The organism is Herbaspirillum rubrisubalbicans (assembly GCF_003719195.1).
Taxonomy (GTDB): Bacteria; Pseudomonadota; Gammaproteobacteria; order Burkholderiales; family Burkholderiaceae_D; genus Herbaspirillum; species Herbaspirillum rubrisubalbicans.
Genome location: NZ_CP024996.1, coordinates 5,047,473 through 5,063,321 on the forward strand (window position 1 = coordinate 5,047,473; position 15,849 = coordinate 5,063,321).

At 61.4% G+C, this 15,849-nt stretch carries 12 protein-coding genes; 5 read left to right on the forward strand and 7 right to left on the reverse strand.

Going from position 1 to position 15,849, the window contains the following annotated elements; genetic code table 11:
* Positions 1-8 precede the first annotated feature (8 nt).
* From RC54_RS22510 to RC54_RS22520, 3 genes are read right to left on the reverse strand one after another with little or no spacing between them, the layout of a single operon-like run.
* Entirely contained in the window at positions 9-746 is a 738-nt protein-coding gene (locus RC54_RS22510; RefSeq protein ID WP_061789422.1) for a putative type VI secretion system effector, read from the reverse strand.
* Positions 743-3,550: a T6SS effector BTH_I2691 family protein gene (locus RC54_RS22515; protein ID WP_061789421.1), complete on the reverse strand. Its 2,808-nt coding sequence runs from the start codon at positions 3,548-3,550 to the stop codon at positions 743-745. Before RC54_RS22515 ends, RC54_RS22510 begins: the two co-directional genes overlap by 4 nt.
* A 9-nt stretch (positions 3,551-3,559) precedes the next feature.
* Positions 3,560-4,537 carry a DUF4123 domain-containing protein gene (locus RC54_RS22520; RefSeq protein ID WP_174526089.1) on the reverse strand — a complete coding sequence of 326 codons (978 nt, stop codon included), beginning with the start codon at positions 4,535-4,537 and terminating at the stop codon, positions 3,560-3,562.
* Positions 4,538-5,039: 502 nt separating this feature from the next.
* Between RC54_RS22520 and RC54_RS22530 the strand changes: the two genes are divergently transcribed.
* The 5 genes from RC54_RS22530 (at position 5,040) to dinB (ending at position 9,504) form a co-directional block, all read left to right on the forward strand.
* Entirely contained in the window at positions 5,040-5,846 is an 807-nt protein-coding gene (locus tag RC54_RS22530) for a basic amino acid ABC transporter substrate-binding protein (RefSeq protein ID WP_061789419.1), read from the forward strand.
* 136 nt (positions 5,847-5,982) lie between these two features.
* Positions 5,983-6,726 carry an amino acid ABC transporter permease gene (locus RC54_RS22535; RefSeq protein ID WP_017449762.1) on the forward strand — a complete coding sequence of 248 codons (744 nt, stop codon included), beginning with the start codon at positions 5,983-5,985 and terminating at the stop codon, positions 6,724-6,726.
* 87 nt (positions 6,727-6,813) lie between these two features.
* Complete coding sequence (locus RC54_RS22540; RefSeq protein WP_061789418.1) at positions 6,814-8,112, forward strand: TIGR03862 family flavoprotein; 1,299 nt, start codon at positions 6,814-6,816, stop codon at positions 8,110-8,112.
* Complete coding sequence (locus RC54_RS22545) at positions 8,109-8,318, forward strand: SlyX family protein (protein WP_017449764.1); 210 nt, start codon at positions 8,109-8,111, stop codon at positions 8,316-8,318. Before RC54_RS22540 ends, RC54_RS22545 begins: the two co-directional genes overlap by 4 nt.
* 31 nt (positions 8,319-8,349) lie before the next feature.
* Complete coding sequence (dinB, locus tag RC54_RS22550; RefSeq protein ID WP_061789417.1) at positions 8,350-9,504, forward strand: DNA polymerase IV; 1,155 nt, start codon at positions 8,350-8,352, stop codon at positions 9,502-9,504.
* Between the two features lie 4 nt (positions 9,505-9,508).
* On the opposite strand, the gene RC54_RS22555 is transcribed toward dinB, so the two are convergent.
* The 4 genes from RC54_RS22555 to RC54_RS22570 all read right to left on the reverse strand — a co-directional run bounded on the left by RC54_RS22555 (position 9,509) and on the right by RC54_RS22570 (position 15,588).
* Positions 9,509-12,676 carry an error-prone DNA polymerase gene (locus RC54_RS22555; protein WP_061789416.1) on the reverse strand — a complete coding sequence of 1,056 codons (3,168 nt, stop codon included), beginning with the start codon at positions 12,674-12,676 and terminating at the stop codon, positions 9,509-9,511.
* A 17-nt stretch (positions 12,677-12,693) separates the two neighbouring features.
* Positions 12,694-14,169, reverse strand: a complete 1,476-nt coding sequence (locus RC54_RS22560; protein ID WP_061789415.1) for a Y-family DNA polymerase — start codon at positions 14,167-14,169, stop codon at positions 12,694-12,696.
* Positions 14,099-14,800: a translesion DNA synthesis-associated protein ImuA gene (imuA, locus tag RC54_RS22565; protein ID WP_061789414.1), complete on the reverse strand. Its 702-nt coding sequence runs from the start codon at positions 14,798-14,800 to the stop codon at positions 14,099-14,101. The genes RC54_RS22560 and imuA overlap by 71 nt, the downstream gene beginning before the upstream one ends.
* 95 nt (positions 14,801-14,895) lie before the next feature.
* A complete protein-coding gene (locus tag RC54_RS22570; RefSeq protein ID WP_058897013.1) occupies positions 14,896-15,588 on the reverse strand; it encodes a hypothetical protein in 693 nt (230 codons plus the stop codon).
* Positions 15,589-15,849 lie beyond the last annotated feature (261 nt).

Consider the following 15,849-nt stretch of genomic DNA (forward strand, 5'->3'; position numbering starts at 1 on the left):
AAATTCACTTAATAACGGAAGAAGAATGCGCCCATCTCTGGCGGATCGTCCGGCTTGCGTTGTGCCTTGGTCGTCTTCTTGAGATCCACGCCTGATGGATCTTTTAATCCCAGCACGGAAAATACGCGTTGTGCAGCTTTACCAAACGGGATCCATTGCCGCATCAGCATGAAGATAATAAAAGTCCAACCTATCGAAAAACCGGCCCACGTTGCCCAGAACGGAAACTCAAAAAAGAAATCATTAGCTCCTGACGCCCAGATGATCAAAGACGTGCAAGTAGGTGGAAATATTCCTGCAAAAACTATCCACCAACGGAATACAAGCGTGTAAAAAGCACGCCTCCCTCGTACACAATGTGGATACAGTGCAATCATTCGGTCAGAGGGCTTTGCGAGTGCGACTAATTCAAAATAGTCCCCCTGCCAGGCGACCACCGCATCGACTTGATCGCCATCATTAAAAGGGCTTCGCCATAGCCAGCCTTTGACTTTCTTGCCTTCCAGATCGAACTCCACATAGTCAGCCTCCTCCTGCAGACTGGCCGCATTTGAGGCAGTCGCAATCGCCTGCCCTCCCATGCCTACCGCAGCCAAGGCAACGGAGACCATGCCCATTCCTGTCTTGTCTTTCTTGGTCAAGACAAAGCTAGCTTCGTCCCTTTTACTGACATAATTTTTTATTTTGCCACTGATCTTCATCAGGCCATTCGCTTGGCCTGGTGTTTCTAAGTACTGATCCATCATCCGACTCCTACCGCGATCAACGCTTTGCCCAGTTCTTCACGCTGCTTGGCCGCATCCTTGTATGCCGCCTCAGCTCCCTTTTTCGTACCAAAAACGCAGAGCGTGCACCAAATTTCCAAGTCATCATCGCTCAATGTCCAAATAGCCACCTGCACAATAAATAGCAGCACGCCAATCCACATCCCCGCAGACATAAAGAGAATCCGGCACGCAATTGCCGCAGCCACTCGAGTACCCACCAAATCCAGTGCCTGCGCGGCTGCTACACGTCCAGTCAGGCGCAGGAGAATTGGCGCTGCGTAGGTAAATGTCGAGGCACCGGTCGCCAGAATATTGACCACGCCGAAGCCGATTTTCAACGAATAGAGCACATAAATTCCACCCTGACCTTTACTACGCGCTTTAGTCAAATCCTGAGCATCAAACACAATCCCGATAATCCCCGCAGCAACACTTAAGCCCGCCCCACCCAACTTCATGACTTGATAAGAAGTCGCATTCGCCGTCTGCATTTCCTTGACCGCCACACCCCAGATATCAATGACGCCGCTAGCGATCGTCATCGCAGATGCCGCCAATCCAGCCCGACTCTTGCTATCCCCTTTCTCAATGCAGTCATGCATCATCTTCGCAAAATTGCCGCTCTCGATCAGCAGCACCACCAGTGCCATGCGCGCATCCCGCATGGCACTGGCGCTCTTCTCTGAATCACGGAAGGCGGCCCAGTCACGCTTGAGCGTCCTGGACGACACCGTTTCCTTTTCGGGGACTTCCGGCGCGAGCGGGTTCTTGGATGCTCGCACGCGCTCCAGTATGTCAAGCCGTCCAGTCATGGCATAACGGGCCTGCGCATCGGCCAGCGCACCCGCCGCTGCCACTTCCACACCGGCACGCAAGCCAAACCAGGTCTGGATGATCTTTTCGCAGGCCATGTCGGCCATCTTGCCGTCGAGTCTGAATTTCTTGAAGATGAAATCACCGAAGGTCGATGCCGTCTTGTCGATGCCGAACTGCCGGTAGGGTTCAAGCTTCACATTGAAGGCGACGTTGGTCCCGGCCTTTGCCTTTTCGTTGGCGTTGTAGACGCCTGCCGCTTTCTTGTATAAATCCGCGATGGCTTTCATCGACTTCTGGATATACGCATACCAGTTCCAGACCGTGGCTGCGGTCTGATCGCTCCTGAACGTCTCGGCCTGGATCAGGAATTGCGAAACTTCGGTTCGCGCCGCATCCTGATTCATGCTCAACAGGCGGTACATCAGGTTGGATTCCGCGATCTGCAGATCATTGACCCATTCGTCGATCTTGCCGCGACCGCTCTTGGTCGTGTTCAACAGGAAGGTGACTTCGCTGACATGCGATTCGAAGGCGACGGCATCCTGGATATCGTCGCCGTGGTACTCCCGCAGTCCATCCAGGAAATGCCGGGACTGCATCCAGGCGAGCATGTCGGCGGTGCGCTTTTCGATCAGGGCCGTCGCTTCATCCTGCAGGCTTTCGAAATTCTTCTTGAAGGTCTCGTAGGCCTTCATGTCGAGTTTCTCCGCATACGGTGGCCAGGCTTTTTCAACACGGCCTTTCCGGTAGGCGGCGCGTGACGTGACCACCGTGTCGGCATCGGCCTTGATCTGGGCATACTCCTTGTCACGCGCGGCGTCGGGCAGCATGGCGGCGCGCGTGATGCGGTTCTGGTAGACGTTGTCCACCTCGACGCCTTTGGACTGTACGTACTCCTGCACCTCGATCGCCTTGAGGAGTTTTTCCCTCGTATCGGCGGGCAGTTTTTGCGCCTCCGCCCGCTCCTTGACGAAGTCGTACTGCTGCGCGCGCTGCTTGGCTAGATCCGCATTGCGATCAACGACGGCACCGGCGTGATTTTCCAGCAGATCCTTGAGGCTGCTGATGGTCAGCATGCCATCGATCTGAAACGGCAACTCGGTGTTATAGCGATGCATCCACCCCGCTGGTTCGTTACGGAAGTTATTGAGTTCGATACCAATGCCCAGCGCGTCCCACACGCCCATGACCATGGGCTTGTATTTCTCGCCCTTGCCATGGGTGCAGATTTCTTCCATCTTGGCCACGAGAGGCTTGACCTCGTCCTTGCGGCTGAAGGATCGATGGATCGTGGTGTTGGCTTGAAGCTTGGTGCGGTTATACCTGCCGCTCGGGCTGCCGAATACCCCGGTGGTGGTCCTTTCATTGAGCAGGTCGGGGGAATAGGCCGGGTTGTATTCGAGCACCTTCTGTACGTTGCCCTCGGTGGCGACCATGCCGTGACGATAACCGCCCGCGCTGATCCACAGCTTGGGGATAAAGGTCTGCATACGCTGATCGCGCAGTTTGATGTCGCTGGCGAAAGCCTTGAAGGTGGCTTCACTCCAGGCATGCTGCGAAAATGCTATCCAGACACGACCGCACTTGGCAGGATGTTCGATGTGGATCACTGATGTCGGAATATTGTCGCCGCTGCGCGTGCACACCGGCTCCACGGGCACCGGTTCGGGATAGAGGTGCGAAGGTCGCTTCCACAGCCGGCCCTCGGGGGAGACAGCATAGGCTTCCCATTTGATGGTGATGTTGGAGGGGTGGCGCTCATAGAACAGGTAGACGAAACCTGCACGCAGCGTACGCAATACATACTTGTAGTTGGTCAGCGCGGTGCCAGTGACCTTGTTGCCCAGGGGGGCCGGGACGTCGCCCGGAATGTTGAGCGGCACAACAGCGTAACGCGCCAGCAGAATCGCCAGTCCGTCCTTGTTGCAATTTCTGCAGTCAGGATTTTGGGGGTTAGTGCAAGCCATAACAAGAATTCAATCCATCAGGTAGGTGGACAATTGCTCGAAGGGAAGACCCGACACGGCTTCGACGGCATCTACGAATGGCTCGCCGCCGGTGGTGCGGCGCCAGACCTCGGCCATGCGTGCATGAGTGTGAAAGCCGATGCCATGGCGCAAGCCACAGACCAGGAACAACATGCGGTCGTCCGCTGACGTCACGCCATAGGACGACGCCACGCCCAAGCTGTGTCGCAAGGCTTCGGTCACCGGGGTATCGCGGCTGATCAGGTCTTCGCCCAACAGATAGCTCCAGGCGGCATGTACGGTGGCGTAATCATTGACCTGTTGCCATTGCTGCTCGCTGAGCCGCAACTGTTCATCAAGGCGGTGGGGGGCGATCGCATCTGGGCCAGTGGCTGACGTCGATGGCGCGCTGAAGGACGCCAGCGCCTGATGCCGGTTCAGCGAGAAGACGGCTTTCACCGGGCGTAGCAGCAAGGCGCGCTGCCCGGCATCGAGATCCTGCCATAGCATCCCTCGCACACCGGGATCATGGAACCGCAGCAGGCGGGTTCGTCCTTGCACGAAATGCAAATAGCAGTGCCTCCCCCAATACGCGGCCACCTCGCGCGCACTGCGCTCACTGATGATCCAGCCACTGATCGGCTGCCCTCTGCGAGCCAGGAGAAAAGGTGTGCTCCAGGCAGTCCACGCGAGCTCGATGCTGGCCGCGAGAACGCAATCGTCGCTGAAGCGACTGAGATTCAAGGGGACTAGATAGGGGGCGAAACGGCGGTCGTAATTCGGATGCACGATGGGTATGCTGACGCGCAGACCAGGGTCGGTCTCTCCCAGGTCAGGCTCTCCTTGGGCCGGGTCAACCCAGACGAAACACCTGCCGTCGCCATGCTGATCGATCTCGCGATGCAACTGCTGCAATACGCCATCCCATGGCGGAGACGCTGGTGCGGCGCGGCCCGTGATCTGCTCGGTCGAAAGTTGGTCATCCAAGTTGGTCTCCAATACGGCATCGGCACGCTGATACGGCGCTTGCCTCCCGACTTACGTGCCGAATTCTCTTTGGCAAAATCGTCGCGTCGCGGCATGGCATGGCAAATATCCCGATGGATGCGGAACACATGTCATCCCTGCGCAGGCCCATGTCATGACGGCTGAGTTATTCGAAGGGTTGCTTTTAATTATTTCTTGCGCGCTGCGAGGAGATGGCGCGCGCGTTTTTGAGAGGGGCGATTGGACTTAGTTCCCGCATTGCAAGAACTAACGATGATGAAAAATCTACCTCCGCCGGCCCTGCCTGAACATTGCAACGATGCCACGTTTCAGCCGATTTTCTGCGCCTTTTTGACGCGCCATGTCCCGCCATCCGCCCAGAGCGGTTTACAATGCCGCCTGCAAAAAAATCCAAAATTACCCTAAAGCAACACAGCCCCTTGCGCCACCCGCGCTCACTGCCCTGTTGCACGCAACCATTCCAGACAAGGAAATCCACAAGATGATCAAGATGTTCTCCCGCCACGTCCGCGCGCTGGCGCTGACCGCCGGCTTCGTCGGTATGCTGGGCCTGGCCGCCTGCGGCAAGCAGGAAGACCAGTCGGCCGCCGCCCCGCAGGCTGCTGCGGCGCGCGTCTACGTGGTCGGCGTCGAGTCGGCCTATGCGCCCTTCTCTTCCGAAAACGAACAGAAGGACGTGGTCGGCTTCGACATCGACGTCATGAAGGCACTGGCCAAGAAGATCGGCATCCAGGTCAAGTTCGTGCCCACGCCCTTCGAAGGCTTCTTCAACTTCCTGGCCCAGGGCGACCGCGATCTGCTGATCTCGGCCATCACCATCACCGATGAACGCAAGAAATCGGTGGCCTTCTCGGATCCCTACTTCGTGGCGACCCAGACCATCGCCCTGCCGGCAGCCGATACCAAGGTCAACAAGATGGAAGACCTCAAGCCCCTGACCGTGGGCACCCAGAGCGCCACCTCCGGCGACGAACTGGTGCAGCAGGTGCTGGGCAAGAACAGCGCCAAGATCAAGCGCTTCGACTCCACTCCGCTGGCCCTGAAGGAACTGGAAAGCGGCGGCGTCGATGCGGTCGTAGCCGATGAACCGGTGGTCAAGAACTACATCGCCAACAACCCCAACAGCAAGCTGCGTACCGTCACCGATCCGAAGTTCCCCAAGGAAGACTATGGCATCGCCGTGCGCAAGGATGATCCTGAACTGCTGGCAAAGATCAACAAGGGCTTGGCCGAGATGAAGGCCGATGGCAGCTTTGCCGCCATCAGCGCGCAGTACTTCGGTAAATGATGGTAGTCAACAAGTTCAGCCTGAACAGGTAAGCCTCAGGCGCCATGCCCGGACGGCGCCGCCAGGCGGCCATCCGCTCTGGGCAGCGTGAACTTTCCTTCCATCCTCCTTTTTCCACCCACCAATCGAGTCCGACATGGATTTCCGCTGGAGCATCATCCAAGGCTATGCGCCGTTGTTCGCCAAGGGCGTTCTCATGACCTTGCAGGTGTCGCTGGTCAGTATCCTGATCGGCACCGTGATCGGCTTGCTGGTGGGGATGCTGCGCCTGGCCGAGGTGCAGCACGGCCCGTGGAAATGGCCGACCCGGCTCATGCGCTGGCTGGCCGGCTTGTACGTGGCCTTCTTCCGTGGCACGCCGCTGTTCGTGCAGATCATGCTGATCCACTTCGCGGTGATGCCGCTGCTGGTGCAGCAGGAACATGGCCTGTTGATCACGGGCGAGCTGGCGCGCACCATCAAGCAGGACTACGGCGCCTTCCTGTCGGGGACGGTGGCTTTGTCCCTGAATGCGGGGGCCTACATCTCGGAAATCTTCCGCGCCGGCATCCAGTCCATCGAGCGCGGCCAGTCCTATGCCGCCGCCAGCCTGGGCATGAACTATGGCCTGACGATGCGCTACGTGGTGCTGCCGCAGGCGTTTCGCCGCATGTTGCCGCCGCTGGGCAACGAGGCCATCACGCTGTTGAAGGATTCCTCGCTGGTCTCGGCCATCGGCCTGGCCGAACTGGCCTATGCCGCGCGCACCGTGGCCGGCACCTATGCGCGCTACTGGGAACCGTATATCACCATTTCCGTGCTGTATTTTTCCATGACCATCTGCCTGGCGCTGCTGGTGGCACGACTGGAAAACAAGTACCGCGCACCACATCGCCGCTGATGGCGACGCGTTCCTGCTGATCGACGCCATCACATCAATCGCGTGCGCTCACCGCAGCCCGGCGGTATCATGCCGCGCATGACACCGATGCAGACCCTCCCTACCCTGGCCCCCGGCAGTAGCCGCGTGGCCGTGATCGGCGCCGGCCCGGCCGGACTGATGGCGGCCGAAGTGCTGGCCGCCCATGGCGTTGCCGTGGACGTCTATGACGCCATGCCCTCGGCCGGCCGCAAATTCCTCCTGGCCGGACGTGGCGGCATGAATATCACGCACTCCGAAGCGCAACCGGATTTCCTGCCGCGCTATGGCACGCGTCGCGAACAGGTGGCGCCTTTCGTGCGCCGCTTCGATGGCGAGCAGTTGCGCGCCTGGATCCACGAACTGGGCATCGAGACCTTCGTGGGCAGTTCCGGCCGGGTCTTCCCGCGCGAGATGAAGGCCGCACCGCTGCTGCGCGCCTGGCTGCATCGCCTGCGCCAAGCCGGGGTGCAGTTCCATATGCGCCATCGCTGGCTGGGCTGGCAGGAAGATGGCGCGCTGCGCCTGGCCCATCCCGAGGGCGAGATCGCCGTGCGACCGGACGCCGTGGTCTTGGCGCTGGGCGGCGGCAGTTGGCCGCGCCTGGGCTCGGACGGTAGCTGGGTGCCGCTGTTGCAGGCGCGCCAGGTGGAAGTGGCGCCCTTGCTGCCATCCAATTGCGGCTTCGAGCTGGACTGGAGCGCGCATTTCCGCGAGCGTTTTGCCGGCGAGCCGGTCAAGCCGGTGGTGGCCAGCACGGCGCACGCCAGCGGCGGTGTGCAGAACCGGCGCGGCGAATTCATCGTCACCGCCGAGGGCATCGAAGGCAGCCTGGTCTATGCGATGTCGGCGGCGCTGCGCGATACCATTGCCGCCGAAGGTTCGGCCCGGCTCTATCTGGACCTGCTGCCGGACTGGCCGCTGGAAAAGGTGGAAGCCGAACTGGCCCACCCACGCGGTGCGCGCTCGCTCTCCAGCCATCTGCAAAGCCGCCTGCACCTGAAGGGGGTCAAGGCCGGCCTGCTGCGTGAATTGCTGAGCAAGGAAGATTTCGCCGACATGGGCAAGCTGGCGCGCGCCATCAAGGCGCTGCCGCTGACGGTATGGCGAACCCGACCGCTGGCCGAAGCCATCAGCAGCGCCGGTGGCGTCAGCTTCGAGGCGCTCGATGATGCGCTGATGCTGCGCGCGCTGCCGGGCGTGTTCTGCGCCGGCGAGATGCTGGACTGGGAAGCCCCCACCGGCGGCTACCTGCTCACCGCCTGCTTTGCCACCGGCCGCGCCGCCGGGGCCGGCGTACTGCACTGGCTCATCAGCGCCGACCGCGCCGCGGGCCTGAGCGCATCCCATGAGGAACAACACAAGTGAACCACGACGACCGCCTGATCGATATCGAGATGAAGATCGCCCACCAGGAAGACCTGGTCGATGAGCTCAACCAGACCGTCTATCGCCAGCAAAAGAAGATAGAAGAACTGGAAATGCTGCTGCACGCCCTGGCCAAGCGCTTCAAGGAATTGTCCGATACCAGCCAGGATCGCGCCGCGGCCAACGAGAAGCCGCCGCATTACTGATCCGGTTCTTCCTCGTTTGGAGCGCACGCTCATGAACCCGTCACGCCGCATCGCCCACCTCGACATGGATGCCTTCTATGCCTCGGTGGAATTGCTGCGCTATCCCGACCTGCGCGGCCAGGCGGTGGTCATCGGCGGCGGTTCGGCCACGCGTCCGGTGGAGTTGCCCGATGGCACGCGCCAGTATTTCCGTCTGCGCGACTATGCCGGGCGCGGCGTGGTCACCACCTCCACCTACGAGGCGCGTGCGCTGGGGGTGTTCTCGGCCATGGGCATCATGAAGGCGGCGCAACTGGCGCCAGAGGCGATCCTGCTGCCAACCGACTTCGAGGCCTATCGCAAGTATTCACGGCTGTTCAAGGACGCCGTGCGCAACATCGCGCCGTTGATCGAAGACCGCGGTATCGATGAAATCTATATCGATCTGTCGGCCTGGCCCGATACCGCCCATGAGGTGGCGCGCCAGATCAAGCAGGCCGTCCATGCGGCCACCGCGCTGACCTGTTCCATCGGCGTGGCGCCCAACAAGATGCTGGCCAAGATTTCTTCCGAGCTGGACAAACCCGATGGGCTGACCATCCTCATGCCGGAAGATATCCAGCGCCGCATCTGGCCGCTGCCGGTGCGCAAGATCAATGGCATCGGCCCCAAAGCCGCCGAGAAGCTCGCCGCTTTGGGCCTGGAGACCGTGGCCGATCTGGCCGGTGCAGCCCCGGAGCTGCTGCGCGCCCATTTCGGTCGCAGTTATTCGGAGTGGCTGGGGCGGGTGGCCCAGGGCATCGATGAGCGACCGCTGCAGACTTATTCAGAACCCAAGTCCATCAGTCGCGAGACCACCTTCGAACGCGACCTGCACGCCCGGGCCGACCGCGCGCAACTGTCAGAAATCTTCACTGCGCTGTGCGTCAAGCTGGCAGGCGACCTGGAGCGCAAGGGTTATGTCGGGCGCACCATCGGCATCAAGCTCAAGTATGCCGATTTCCGGGGCGTGACCCGCGACGTGACCTTGCCGGCGCCCACCGGCGAGGCGGCGCTCATCCGCCAGGCGGCCGGGGAGTGTTTGAAGCGCGTGCCGCTGGAAAAGAAGCTGCGCCTGCTGGGCGTGCGCGTGGGTACGCTGTCCAAGAAGGAGGCGCTGGCCGCGCTGCCCCAGGCGGTGCAGGGGGAATTGCCCTTCTCTTCCTGAGGCGCTAGCAGAAATCGCGGCTGTTCACACTGATGTCGCCCAGCAAATGAGACAGGTCGACCAGTCGCTTGGCCACCAGATGCTTGACGCCGGCATGGCTTTGCCAGATGCCGTAGACCCCCAGCAACGAGGCATTGAGCACTTCATTGCGCTGTTTTGCCACCAGCGCAGGCCAGACGATGACGTTGGTCGAGCCGGTCTCATCTTCGATGGTCAGAAAGAGGACGCCCTTGGCCGTGCCCGGCCGCTGGCGCACGGTGACGATGCCGCAACCGCGGGCGAACTGCCCATCCTGAAAACTCGCCATGACCTCGTGAGAAAGAAATTTCTGCTTGCTCAGCAGAGTCCGCAACAGGGCCAGTGGATGACGTCGCAGCGTCAGACCGGCACTGCGGTAGTCGGCCACGATGTCTTGCGCTTCGGAAAGGGGCGGCAAGCGCAGTGTGGCTTCACGTGAGGGTGCGCTGCGCAGCAGATCGCTGGTCGGTGCGGCGTCGAGTGCCTGCCACAGGGCTTCGCGCCGGTTCCCGCTCAGTGCGTGCAGGGCGTTGCCGGCGGCCAGCGCCTGCAGGTCGCGTTTATCGAGATGGGCGCGCAGGGCCAGGTCTGGCAGATCGGTGAAGGGCGCGCTGCGCCGCGCTTGTGCGATACGCTGCGCAGCCTCCTCTCTCATGCTGCCCAGCAGGGATAATCCCAGTCGCACCGCAGGTCGTGGCGCCTGGATTTCTTCCAGCGTACTTTCCCAGTGGCTGCACATCACATCCGCAGGCAACACCTGCACGCCATGACGGCGCGCATCCTGGATCAACTGCGAGGGCGAGTAGAAACCCATGGGCTGGCTATTGAGCAAGGAGCACAGGAAGGCTTCCGGTTCATGGCATTTGATCCAGCTGCTGGCATAGGCCAAGAGCGCGAAACTGGCCGCGTGACTCTCCGGGAAACCGTATTCACCGAAGCCCTGGATCTGGCGAAAGATGGCTTCGGCAAATGACTTGTCGTAACCGCGTGCGAGCATTCCATCGATCAGCTTGATCTGATATTTGTCCATGCCGCCTTTGCGCTTCCAGGCTGCCATGGCGCGCCGCAGTCCATCGGCTTCGCCGGGGGTGAATCCGGCGGCCAGCACCGCAATCTGCATCACCTGCTCCTGGAAAATGGGAACGCCTCGGGTGCGCTCCAGGGCCTGGCGCAGGATTTCCTTGGGATAGGTCTCGGCCTCTTCACCGGCACGCCGGCGCAGGAAGGGATGCACCATGCCGCCCTGGATCGGCCCCGGCCGCACGATCGCCACCTGCACCACCAGATCGTAGAAACGCCGCGGCTGCAAGCGCGGCAACATGCTCATCTGCGCCCGGCTTTCGATCTGGAACACGCCGACGGTGTCGGCCTGGCAAATCATGTCGTAGGTGGCGGGGTCTTCGCGCGGGATGTCCTGCATGGTGAAGGGTGCGCCGCGCCGCTGGCCCACCAGCTCCAGTGCGCGCCGCAAGGCCGACAGCATTCCCAGCGCCAGGATATCGACCTTCAGCAAGCCCAGCGATTCAAGATCATCCTTGTCCCACTGGATGACGGAACGCTCGGGCATGGCGGCGTTTTCGATGGGCACCAGGCGCGAGAGCTTGTGGCGTGCAATCACGAAGCCGCCCGTATGCTGCGATAGATGACGCGGGAACTTGATCAATTGCAAGGCCAGCATGGCCCATTGCTGGGCGATCGGCGAGCTGGCATCCAGGCCGCATTCGGCAAAGCGTTCCAGCATGTTGTCGCGACTGTCGAACCACTGCTGCGATTTGGCCACCTTGTCGACGATGGAGGCATCCACCCCGAGCGCCTTGCCGACGTCCCGCAGGACACCGCGTGGCCGATAGGTATGGACGGCGGCTGCAATGGCGGCGCGCATCCGGCCATATTTGCGATAGATGTACTGGATCACCTCTTCGCGCCGCTGGTGTTCGAAATCGACATCGATGTCGGGCGGCTCGCCGCGCTCCTTGCTGATGAAGCGCTCGAAGAGCATGACCGAACAGGTCGGGTCCACCTCGGTGACACCGAGACAGTAGCAGACCACCGAGTTGGCGGCGGAACCTCTGCCCTGGCGCAGGATGCCCTGGTCCTTGGCGAAGCGGACGATGTCATAGACCGTCAGAAAATAAGCTTCATAGGCCATGTCGTTAATCAGAGTCAGTTCATGTTCGATCTGATCGATGACTTTTTGCGGGATGCCTGCGGGGTAGCGCAGATGGGCGCCCAGATAGACTTCCTGGCGTAGATAGCCGGCGGGTGTCTGCCCGTCCGGTACCAGTTCTTCGGGATATTCATAGCGCAATTCGCTCAACTTGAAATGGCATAGCGAGGCGATGCGCAAGCTTTCCTGCAAGGCAGAAGCGGGGAAGACATTGGCTAGCCGCAAGCGCGAGCGCAAGTGCTGTTCGGCATTGGGGGCCAGATCGTAACCGCACTCGCTGACCGCCTTGCCAAGGCGAATCGCAGTCAAGGTATCCTGCAATGGCTTGCGTGAACGCACATGCATATTGACTTGGCCGAGCGCTGTGACGGGCAGGCCATGACGCCGGGCGACAGTGTCAATCACGCTGCGATGCAGGGCGTCGAACGGGCGATACAGTTGCGTCAAGCCCAGCCAGGCACGCTGTGGAAAAGTCTCTTGCAGCCACCGGGCCTGACGCTCCAGGGTGGCCGCATCGGCCGGATAATGCGGCGCCAGGATCAAGAGGCAATCAGGCAGCCCGCGCAAATGGCGATGCGAGGCGGGTGGTGCGGCCAGGTCATCGAGGCTGAGGTGGTAGCTCCCTTTCTCGACACGGGTGCGCCCCAGCGTAATCAATTCGGATAGATTGCCGTAGCCCTCACGGTTCTGCGCCAGGGCAATGAGGGTGAGCGGGGGTTTTCCCGCTTCCCATTCGATGCGGAAAAAGGAGCCGATGATCAGTTTGATGCCAGCATCCCGGGTTTCCACGTGGGCGCGTACCACCCCGGCCAGGGAACATTCATCGGTCACGGCCAGCGCCGTATAGCCGAGCTGGACTGCGCGGGCGGCCAGTTCTTCGGCATGGGACGCGCCTTCCAGAAAGCTGAAGTTGGACAGGCAGAACAATTCGGCGTAATCCGGAATGGCTGACGCCGCTGGGCCGCCCAGGGGCAAGGTGTGGCTCATGATGCGTCGCTCCTTGCCTAGCCGAATAGGCCGTGCAGATACCACTGTGGCTCAATCCCCTCGACATCGCCGATGCGCTCACGGTAGATCCAGTACTGACAATGCTTCACATCCTCGGCGATGTAATAGTCGCGGGTCACCAACTGGCCGTTCCACCAACCGGCTTCGATCCGTTCGGGCGGCGAGATCGGGCGCAGGCGCGAGCCGTAATAGGGACGGTGTTGACGCAGACTTAATGCGATGGGCTGCTCCAGCAGCCAGGTCGGACGCGGTGCAAAGGGATGTGCATCAAACGGATGCTCATCAAGCCGGCCCGCCGGCGTCATCACGGATACCCAGCGGTTGGCCTGTTCCGGGCGATAGTCGGCCAGTGGCGAGGCTTGCCTCACCTGCTCCGGGCCCAGGCGGGCGATCAGCAATTCGACCAGCCGCTGGTAGTCCGCCGGCGAGCCGCCCGGTTCGGGAAAGAGATCCTCGCTGGCCGGGGCCATGGCCTCGGTTTGGGTGGCTTCCAGTACCGCAGCAATGACCGGCGCGCACAGTTCGAGCTGCGCCAGGCGCTCCTTGAGCAAGCGCATCAGATGCGTATCCACCCAGGTGGGTTCGGCCAGCGAGAGCTGGATCATGGTCGGTGCCACGGCTTGCCGACCGCGTTCATGCTCCAGCGCGACCTGCACCTGGGTGACGGCCAACTGGCGCGCACTGAGCCAGCCGCAGAGTTGCACCAGCAAGGCCTGGATGGCATGTTGCGCAGCCTCGGCAGACTCGATGCGCGCATTGAATTCGATGCGTTGCCGGAAACTCGGCGGCATCTCGATCCAGGTATGCAACTCCGGGGCCGTGCCATAGGCGCGATCCAGCAACTCCAGCATCCGCGCATCCGCGCGCCGCTGCACACCGGCGCGCGGCAAGCGGCGCAAGTCGGACAGGGTACGGCAACCGATGCCGTCCAGCCAGTCGAGATAAGGGCCGGCTGGCGGCAAGGCGGCCACCGGCAGTCGATCCAGTTTGCGATGCAGATGAGCCATCTGGAGAACATTGCCGGCGCCGTAGCGCGCCAGCAGGGCTGCGCCAGCCGCAGTCGGTGCGCAACTGACACGCGCCGTCAGCCCGAGTTGCTTCACCGTCTGGCACACCCGCCGCCGCAAGGCCCGGATCCCGCCGAACAGACGGAGGCTGGCGCCGATATCCAGCACCAGGGTGGCATGGTCGCTGACACTGGCTTGCGGCGTGTATTGCAGCAAGGCGGTGGCCACCGCGAAGCGTTGTTGCGCTTCGCGCTCGGGGGCGCGATCGTGCAGCGGCGCTTGCGGCAACAAGGCCAGCACGCCACCGCGCGTCATGCCCACGCGCACCCCGGCCTCCCGCGCGCCGGGGGAAGCGGCGATGACGCGCGCGTGCTCCAGCACGACGGCCGCAGCGTCATCCAGCCAGTTCGGATAAAACACCTCCAGCGGCAGCAAAGGCAGGTGTACGGCGATCCACAGGCGCATGAGGCAAGAGATTCAGAGAAGGTAAGGAAACAAACAGGGGGGCGGCGCGCAACGGTCCGCGTCGCTTGATGAAATCGATCGCGATGCCCCCTGGTGCCGCTGTCAATGCCAGTCGCAACGGCGCCGGCGAGGCATCCTGCGCGCAACTGCCTGGGCGCAGCATGACGAACAGCGTCTGGCCGCTTTGTGCCGCCAGATGCAGGCGCCGCACACTCTCCGGGCGCAGGTGCCGCTGCCACAGCAGCAGGGCGGCGCAACTATCGGATTTGAGGATCTGTTCCGCCGCCCAGGCCGCGTCGGCGCTGGTGGTGGTACGCACCGCCAATAAGCGCGCAGCTTCCACCCCGATCTGTTGCCAGCCGATGAGGTGGGGAGCATGGGGTGTCTGCACCAGGGCAATCCGGCGCGGCGCCAGGGATTGCAAGGCCGGGCCCAGCAAGCGCAGCTCGCCCACGCCGGGTTGTTGCAACAGGAAATCGATCAGCGACCCGGTCGGCCACCCCCGTCCCGGCAACTCTTGCGCCAACTCGGCAAAGCCGGTGTCGATACAGCGCGCGCCTCCCTGGGCCAACTGGGAAGCGCGCCAGAGCGAGTGATGGATACTTTGGGGTGAAGGGCGCAACATGATCATCAATACTGTATATATGTACAGTATAAATGACTTGTTGTGTTCGTCAACAAAAGCCCATTGTTCTGCTGGCTGCTGACCGATGTTTGGCAATGAGCTTAGAAGTTGTGCAGGATGCCCGTGTGGAGCCCGGCCTGGACCCGGCCGGGCAGCAGATGTTGTTCCGGGCGGACGCTCTTGAGGCCGGGCGTGCTCGCCGCCTGCGTGAGCGAGCTGGGGTCGGACCGATGGCGCAGGGAACCGATATGACCAAACCACTGCGTGTGCTTGAACAGCGTGTATTGCACCATCCCGCCCCTGCCATTGGAGAGCGGATTCAGGTAAGTCAGCGCACTGTCCGTCAGTAGCGCGCCATGCCTGCGCTCCAGGGCAGACCTGCCCGACAGCGGCGCCAGCGCGTGCTCGGTATCGACGCTGCCCTTGCCGGCCAGCAGATCACGGCCGCCCAGCAAGCCGCTCCAGTTCAAGGAAGTCAGGCCGATCCAGAACCTGCGGATCTGCGCCCCCAACTGGTCGGCCCGGCCCTTGAAGGATTGCGACTGGTAGAACACGCCCCGGTTGTCAGCGGCCAGATCCTCGGCTTCGGTGAGGTTGAGAAAGCCGGTGCCGTCTGCGCCGCTATCCTGCGGCATCGGACTGGCAAGCTTGTCTTCGGATGCCGGCACCGGGTTCAGGTAACCCAGTGCGACATCGCTGCCCGGCGCCAACCCGGCCTCGGATTGCGCCTGTACATTGCCGGCCGACAGGCCGATGAGCAGCATTGCCGCAGCGGCCCTGGTATGCGTGTTCATGAATTCGCCCCTCCCTTTGGATTGCTCATATATCTGACCTCTTACCTCTTACATCTGAGGTCTGATCTTATCTGTCGATTTTTTTGACTACAAATGTACTAAAGTGCAGGTTTTAGGAGAAACGCAACAACTTAGTTTTAGCGAAAATAAAATCCAGGTGGTGTGAAGAAAAAATTTCCATCCTTATCTCCACCCATCTCCTAAAAGGCGCTTCCAGACTAGGTTTTCAAAAAATAAAAAACACCTTGGAGGCCATCTTTA